The sequence below is a fragment of the Actinophytocola sp. genome (assembly GCF_035634895.1).
In the GTDB taxonomy this organism is placed as follows: domain Bacteria; phylum Actinomycetota; class Actinomycetes; order Mycobacteriales; family Pseudonocardiaceae; genus Actinophytocola.
The window spans coordinates 24984-31192 of sequence record NZ_DASQCC010000082.1 but is presented as its reverse complement, the minus strand read 5'-3'; the positions used below and the strand labels follow the sequence as shown (position 1 = coordinate 31192).

The 6209-nt window shown below is 69.6% G+C and carries 1 protein-coding gene and 1 pseudogene; both read left to right on the top strand.

What is annotated here, in order from left to right; translation table 11 throughout:
* Positions 1-260: pseudogene (locus tag VET29_RS11340) on the top strand (hypothetical protein); the annotation flags it as partial.
* Between the two features lie 233 nt (positions 261-493).
* Positions 494-6163, top strand: a complete 5670-nt coding sequence (locus VET29_RS11335) for a ThuA domain-containing protein (RefSeq protein ID WP_324918872.1) — start codon at positions 494-496, stop codon at positions 6161-6163.
* Positions 6164-6209: the final 46 nt, after the last annotated feature.

Sequence of the window (6209 nt, the reverse complement as noted above, 5' to 3'; positions counted from 1 at the left end):
TCGGCGAGGCGCTGGGGCTGGGCGCGTCCATCCTGGTCAACGTGTTCAACCCACGCGTGCTGGTGCTCGGCGGGTACTTCGCGAGCCTCGGCGGGTTCCTGCTCGAACCCATGCTCGCGCAGCTACGCGCCCGGGTGATGGCGCCCGACGCCTGCCAGGTCGTCCTCTCCACGCTCGGCTTCACCGCCGCCGCGCGGGGCGGCGCGCACGTCGCGCTGGAAGCGGTGCTGGACGACCCGACCCTGGTCCCACCCACCTAGGACGGGCCGTGGTGCGGCGGCGTGGCAGCGCCCCGCACCACGGCAGGTGCACCAACCGGGACGAAAGGAGTGCCGCAACACCCCACCTGTTCGAGGGAAGCAACGCCAGTCACACCCCGCCCGAGTCTTCCGGGCACCCCTTTGGAGGTTAGTAGATGTCCCTGACGAGCAGGGCGTCCGCGGCTGTGAAGTCGCGGTTACGCCGAGTCGCTCGACTAGGCAGACCGCTGGCGGTGGCGACCGTCGCCGCCGCGGTCACCGCAGGCATGGTGTCCACGGCCGGCGCGGCCGCGGCGCGGGAGGCCGACCCGTCCTTCAAGGCGCTGGTCTTCTCCAAGACGACCGGCTTCCGCCACGACTCCATTCCCGACGGCATCGCCGCGATCCAGAAGCTCGGCCAGGAGCACGACTTCGCGGTCGACGTCACAGAGGACTCGTCGGTGTTCACCGACGCCAACCTGGCGCAGTACAACGTGGTCGTCTTCCTGTCCACCACCGGCGACCCGCTGGGCACCCAGGAGGAGAAGGACGCGTTCCAGCGCTACATCGAGCACGGCGGCGGCTTCGCGGGCGTCCACGCCGCCGCGGACGCCGGCTACGACTGGGAGTGGTACGGCGGCCTGGTTGGCGCGTACTTCAAGCAGCACCCGGCGATCCAGCAGGCGACGGTGAAGGTCGAGGACCCGGCCCACCCGTCCACCAAGGGCCTGCCGACCACCTTGTCCCGGCAGGACGAGTGGTACGACTACCAGACCGACCCGCGCGGCAAGGTGCACGTCCTGACGTCGCTGGACGAGAAGTCCTACACCGGCGGCACGATGGGCTTCGACCACCCGATCACCTGGTGCCAGGACTACGACGGTGGCCGCTCCTGGTACACCGGCCTCGGCCACACCAAGGAGAGCTACACCGAGCCCAACTTCCTGAACCTGCTGCTCGGCGGCATCCAGACCGCGGCGGGCGCGGTCCCCGCGGACTGCTCCGCGTCGCAGGACGCCAGCTTCGAGAAGATCACGCTCGACGACAACACGTCGAACCCGATGATGCTGGACGTCGCGGCCGACGGCCGGGTGTTCTACATCGACCGGCTCGGTGACGTGAAGGTCGTACAGACCAACGGTTCCGTCGCGACCTCGGCGCACCTGAACGTCTTCAACGCCAACGAGAGCGGCCTGCTCGGGATGGCACTCGACCCCGACTTCGCCTCGAACGGCTGGATCTACCTCTACTACTCGCCGAGCGGGACGGAGGCGGTCGACCAGCTGTCGCGGTTCACCGTGCGGCCGGACTCCACGCTGGACCTGGCGAGTGAGAAGGTCGTGCTGAAGGTCCCGGTCCAGCGGTCGCAGTGCTGCCACCACGGCGGTGGCATGGTCTTCGACAAGGAGACCGGGGACCTCTGGCTGGCCAACGGCGACAACACCAACCCGTTCGACTCCGACGGCTACACGCCGATCGACGAGCGCTCGGGCCGGTCCGACTGGGACGCGCAGAAGTCCGCGGCCAACACCAACGACCTGCGCGGCAAGGTGCTCCGGATCCACCCGGAGGACGACGGGACCTACACCGTCCCGGCGGGCAACCTGTTCGCGCCGGGCACCGCGAAGACCCGCCCCGAGATCTACGCGATGGGCTTCCGCAACCCGTTCCGCATCGGCATCGACCCGAGGACGCACAAGCTGATGGTCGCCAACTACGGGCCGGACGCGGGCAACCCGAACCCCAACCGGGGTCCGGAGAACACGGTCGAGTGGGACATCCTCAACCAGCCGGGCTTCTACGGCTGGCCGTACTGCGTCGGGCAGAACGCCCCCTACAACGACTACGACTTCGCCACCGCGACGTCGGGCGCGAAGTTCGACTGCGCGCACCCGGTGAACAACTCCCCCAACAACACCGGTCTCACCGAACTGCCGCCGGCGATCCCGGCCACGGTCGACTACCACTACACGGCCAACCCGCTGTTCCCCGAGATCGGTGGCGGCGGCGCGCCGATGGCTGGCCCGGTCTACCGGTACGACCCGCAGCTGGCCTCGGACCGCAAGTGGCCGGCGTACTGGGACGGCAAGGCGATTTTCGGTGAGTGGAACCAGAACAACCTGTACTCGTTCCAGCTGAACGAGGACGGCAGCCAGCTGGTCGACATCAACCGGATCCTGCCGACGTTCAGCTTCCTGAAGCCGATGGACATGAAGTTCGGTCCGGACGGCGCGCTGTACCTGATCGAGTGGGGCTCCGGCTTCGGTGGCGACAACACCGACTCCGGCGTCTACCGCATCGACTACGTGCAGGGCAACCGGGCACCGGTCGCGCGGGCCAAGGCGGACAAGACCTCCGGCCCCGCTCCGCTGACGGTCAACTTCTCGTCCGACGGCTCGCTCGACCCGGACGGCACGCCGGTCACCTACGCCTGGGACTTCACCAGCGACGGCACGACCGACTCGACGGAGACGCACCCGACGTTCACCTACACCGCCAACGGGAACTTCAGCGCGACGCTGACGGTGACCGACGCGGACGGGCGGACGGCGACGGCGAACGTCCCGATCACCGTGGGCAACACGACGCCGACGGTCACGCTGAACATCCCGCCCGACGGCGGGTTCTTCGACTGGGGCGACCAGGTGCGGTTCTCGATCACCGTCACCGACCCCGAGGACGGCACGATCAACTGCGACGACGTGCGCCTGCAGTCGATCCTCGGCCACGACACGCACGGCCACCCGCTCGACCAGTACACCGGTTGCGATGGGACCGTGCAGACCACACTGTCGTCCGGGCACAGCGAGGGCGACAACGTGTTCTCGGTGTTCGAGGCCAGCTACACGGACAAGGGCGGCGCAGGCGGCGCGGCCCCGCTGACCGGGCGGGCGCAGGCGATCCTGCAGCCCAAGCACAAGCAGGCCGAGTTCTTCACCGCCACCGGCCGGGTGGCCGACGGCGCGGGCACCGGTGACCCCGGCGTCCAGGTGGAGACCGCGTCCGACACCGCGGGCGGGTTCAAGGACATCGGGTTCATCGAGGACGGCGACTGGTGGTCGTTCGACCCCGCGAACCTGTCCGACATCGACTCGATCGGCTTCCGGGTCGCGTCCAACGGCGGTGGCGGGGTCATCGAGGTGCACTCCGGCGCCACGGACGGCACGCTGGTCGGCACGGTCGCGGTGCCGGTCACGGGTGACTGGCAGACCTACACCGACGTCACGCTGCGGCTGGCCGACCCGCCGACGAACAGCACACCACTGTACTTCGTGGCACGCAGGCCGGCGGGCAGCACGAACACCGGCGGCCTGTTCAACGTCAACTGGGTCGACTTCAACGGCAAGGGTGTCACCGACAACCAGCGCCCGGCGGTCACCGCGACCGGCACGCCGGACCGCGGCACCGCCCCGCTGACGGTGGGCTTCCACGCCGAGGCCACGGACGCCGAGGGCGACAACCCCCTGACGTACCAGTGGAACTTCGGCGTGCCGGGCGCGCCGACACCGTCCACACCGGACGCGTCGTACACCTACACCACCCCGGGCAGCTACGAGGCGGCGGTGACGGTGACCGACGCACGCGGTGCGGCGACCACCGAGCACGTCGACGTCGTGGTCGACAGCCCGAGCGTCACGTGCCTCACGGGCAGGTCGGACGACTTCCTCGGCGCGTCGCTCGACTCGGGCCGGTGGCAGGTGGTCCGGCAGAACCAGGACCTCGTCGTCCGCGACGGCGCCCTGCACCTCCCGACGTCCAACACCGACATCTACGGCACGGACAACTCGCGGCCGACACCGAACCTCGTGCTCCAGCCCACGCCGAACGGGGCGTGGCAGGCCACGACTAAGGTGTCGCTGACGGCACGGGACGCCTACCAGCAGGCGGGCCTGATCCTCTACGGCGACGACGACAACTACGCCAAGATGGTGCTGGAGGGCCGCGGCACGGCATCCGCCGCCGACCGCGTCTTCCAGTTCATCCGCGAGGAGAACGGCCAGCCGAACGAGGTCGCCGACTCGAACACGGCGAACCTCGGCGCGGCGTACCCGGACACGGTGTACGTCCGGCTGTCGAGTGACGGCACCCGCCTGACCGCGTCCTACTCGGCGGACGGGTTGTCGTGGACGACCATGCCGCAGACGGACAAGCTGCTGGCGGGCATCGACAATCCGCGCATCGGCCTGTTCTCGCTGACCGGCACGGGTTCCCGCCCGGTGGTCGACGCGGCGTTCGACTGGTTCCAGCTGGTGCCGGACGACACCGCGGCGGCCCCGACGCCGAACGACGAGTTCGACGGGTCGGCCGTGGACGGTTGCCGGTGGACGACGGTCGTTCGGCCGGACGCCACCAGGACCCGGGTGACCGGCGGCAACCTGGAGATCGACACCACACCCGGTGACATCTACGGGACCGACAACAGCGGGCCGAAGAACTTCACCCTGCAGACCCCGCCCGCCGGGGACTGGACGGTGGAGACCAAGGTGGACGGCTCCGCGCTCAACCAGGCCTACCAGCAGGGTGGCCTGATCGTGTACACCGACGACGCGAACTACGTGAAGCTGGACCTCGTCGCGGACAGCGCGACCGCCCGGCGGATCGAGCTGCGCAGCGAAGTCGGCGACGCCGTCCAGGACCCGCAGCCGTCGGCCAACAACCTGACGCAGGGTGTGTGGTACCTCCGGCTCACCAGGTCCGGTGACACCTACCGCGGGTTCTACTCCGCGGACGGCGCCACCTGGACGGACCTGGGTCAGGCCGTCACCAACGCGGCGGTGTCGAGCGGGAAGGTCGGGCTGTTCGCCTTCGGGACCAACGCGACCCAGCTGGTGACCGTGAAGTTCGACTACTTCCACGCGTCCTGGGCCACACAGCCGGACGAGACGGCGCCGGTGACCACCGCGAGCACGGACCCGGCGACCCCGGGTGCGAGCGGCTGGTACACGGCCCCGGTCTCGGTGACCCTGTCCGCCACCGACTCCGAGAGTGGGCTCGACCACACGGAGTACACGGTGGACGGTGGGGCCTGGACCCCGTACACCGCGCCGTTCACGGTGAGCGGGGACAAGGCACACCAGGTCCGGTACCGGTCGGCCGACAAGGCGGGCAACGTGGAGGAGGCGAAGTCGCTGGCGATCTCGATCGACGCCACGGCACCGCTCACCACCGCGCAGTTCGCCCCCGGCAACGACGACGGGTGGCACGCGGGCGCGGTCCCGGTGACCCTGGCCGCGACGGACGCGACGTCCGGCGTGGCCGGCACCGAGTACTCGCTCGACGGCGGCCCGTGGACCCCGTACACCCAACCGGTCGACGTGACCGGCGACGGTGAGCACACGGTGTCCTACCGGTCGACGGACAAGGCCGGCAACACCGAGACCGAGAAGGCGGCGACGCTGGGGATCGACGGCAGTGCCCCGACGGTCCTGATCTCGGGCATCGCCGACCGGCAGGTCTACGGCGACAGCCAGGACCTGCGGATCAGCTGGCAGGCGGTGGACTCGACGTCCGGGGTGCGGACACTGACCGGGTCGCTCGACGGCGCCTCGTTCACCTCGGGCACGCTGCTGCCGCTGTACACCACCTCGCTCGGCACGCATTCGCTGAAGGTCACCGCCGTGGACAACGCGGGCAACCGGACCGACCAGACGGTCACGTTCGGCGTCGCCACGTCCACGAGGGACATAGCGAACCTGATCGACCGCTTCAAGGCGGTCGGCTGGATCAACCAGGCCACGCAGAAGTCGCTGCAGGACTCGCTCACCAAGGCCCGCAAGGCCGAGGCGAACGGCAACGACACCAAGGCCGTCAGGTTGCTGCGTGAGTTCCGGACCCTCGCGACCGACCCCACGACGGTCAGGAACGCGGAGGTGCGGGACACGCTCGCCAGGGACACCGACGATGTGATCGCCCGGCTGTCCTGATCTTGTCCCGGGGGTGCCCCGTCCCGTGCGGGGCACCCCCACTTCT